The sequence below is a fragment of the Pseudomonas sp. Sample_9 genome, assembly GCF_004307535.1.
Classification (GTDB): Bacteria; Pseudomonadota; Gammaproteobacteria; order Pseudomonadales; family Pseudomonadaceae; genus Aquipseudomonas; species Aquipseudomonas mercuritolerans.
The window spans coordinates 1-1664 of sequence record NZ_RAZO01000313.1 but is presented as its reverse complement, the minus strand read 5'-3'; the positions used below and the strand labels follow the sequence as shown (position 1 = coordinate 1664).

The window sequence follows — 1664 nt, the reverse complement described above, 5'->3', positions numbered from 1 at the left end:
TGGTTTTCGGTGCCGAGACCTACCATCAGGAAGCTGTTTTCAGCATCGCCAGTGCGCTGGCGTGGTTGCGCGAGACTCCGGATGCCGCGATCGATATCCAGGTTTTCAGCGACAATCCGCAACCCTATGCGCATCTTCCTGTGCGCGTTCGCCCTCTGGACGCCGAAACGCGCCAGAAATGGAGCGAGCCCCACGGTTATCACTTCCGCATCAAGCATGTCGCGCTGCGCTCGGTACTTGAAGAGCATGAAACGGCGCTGCTGATCGACACCGATACGTTTTTCCACTGCTCGCCGCTGAAACTGTTCGAGCGGGTTCAGCCCGGCACGCTGCTGTGCAACGACTATTACGCCCGCTATGGCGACAACAAGATGAGCCTGCTCTACCGCACGCTGTCGGCAACCCTGCTGGACAAAGGCCTGACTGATGATCACATGCGCCTGCTCAACTCCGGCGTCATTGGCTTGCACCGGCAGGACGCACACGTGCTCGACCGCTCCATCGCCTTGATCGATGAGCTGTTTCCGTCGGCACAGGGCGCCTACACCCTTGAAGAGTTCTGCCTGTCGGTGGCCGCCTATCGCACGGTAAACGTCAACAAGTGCCCGGATCTGATTCACCATTACTGGAGCCGCAAACATCTGTTCAGGGCCAAGGTTCAGGCCTGGGTCGCCAAACATGGCGACAACCCGACGGGCGAAGCTGCGCTGGACGACACCCGGCGTGTGTCACCACAACTGCCTCGACCGCCGCGACTGCAGCGAATGTTCTACAAGCTCATCACGCTGCTGCTGCCGGCACATCTGCGTCAGTTCATTCGCGAAATCCTTTACGGTTGCTATGACCACCCCAACGAGTTCGATCAGGCGTGTGCACCGGTCTGGTGGGACAAGGCGCTGGAAAACCAGCAGCAACGCATCGGCAAGCCGGTCTGCAAGCACTTGCTCAGGGACTGGTTCAGTCGTGGTCTGGTCAAGCGGATTCTCGGTGCGCGCCACGCCAAGGTTCATAAACACCTGCTGAAAACCTCGAGCAAATAAGACCATGGCGGCCATTGCGCCTGGGTCTGCGCGAAACATGCATGCCAGAGCTTCTCATCAGGCGTTTCGCGTACTAACCTCAGGCCATGCCCCTTATTGCCCAACTGCTGAGCGTTATTCTTCTGACTTGCCTGAGCGTCGCCGCCCGGGGGGAGAAGTTGCGTATTGTCACCGAGCCCTGGGCGCCGTACGTCTACGAACAGGACGGCAAGAACCTCGGTCTGGACTACGAAACCACCGCCATCGTGTTCCAGCGTCTGGGCATTGAAGTGCAATGGCAGTTCCTGCCGTGGAAACGCTGCCTGTCGATGCTTGAAACCGGTCAGGCCGACGGTGCGCTGGACATCTTTCACAGCGCCGAGCGCGACGCCACCCTGCTTTACCCCAGTGAGCCGCTGTCCGACGTTGAATTCGTGATGTTCTACGCTAATGATCGGCCGCACCCGTTCACCACCCTCGAACAACTCAAAGGCCTGACCATCGGCACCTCGCCGGGCTATCTGTACAGCCCTGACTTCAGCCAGTCGCAGCTGTTTACCCGTGAGCCTGCGCCGACCCATGAAGCCAACTTCGGCAAACTGGTGCGCGGGCGGATCGACCTGCTGATTACCGATCGCCGCGTCG

Annotated in this window: 2 protein-coding genes; both read left to right on the top strand. The window is 59.6% G+C overall.

What is annotated here, in order from left to right:
• A partial coding sequence (locus tag D6877_RS17290) for a hypothetical protein (RefSeq protein ID WP_130911560.1) occupies window positions 1–1040 on the top strand: 1040 nt, incomplete at its 5' end.
• 86 nt (window positions 1041–1126) lie between these two features.
• A partial coding sequence (locus D6877_RS17285; RefSeq protein WP_130911559.1) for a transporter substrate-binding domain-containing protein occupies window positions 1127–1664 on the top strand: 538 nt, incomplete at its 3' end.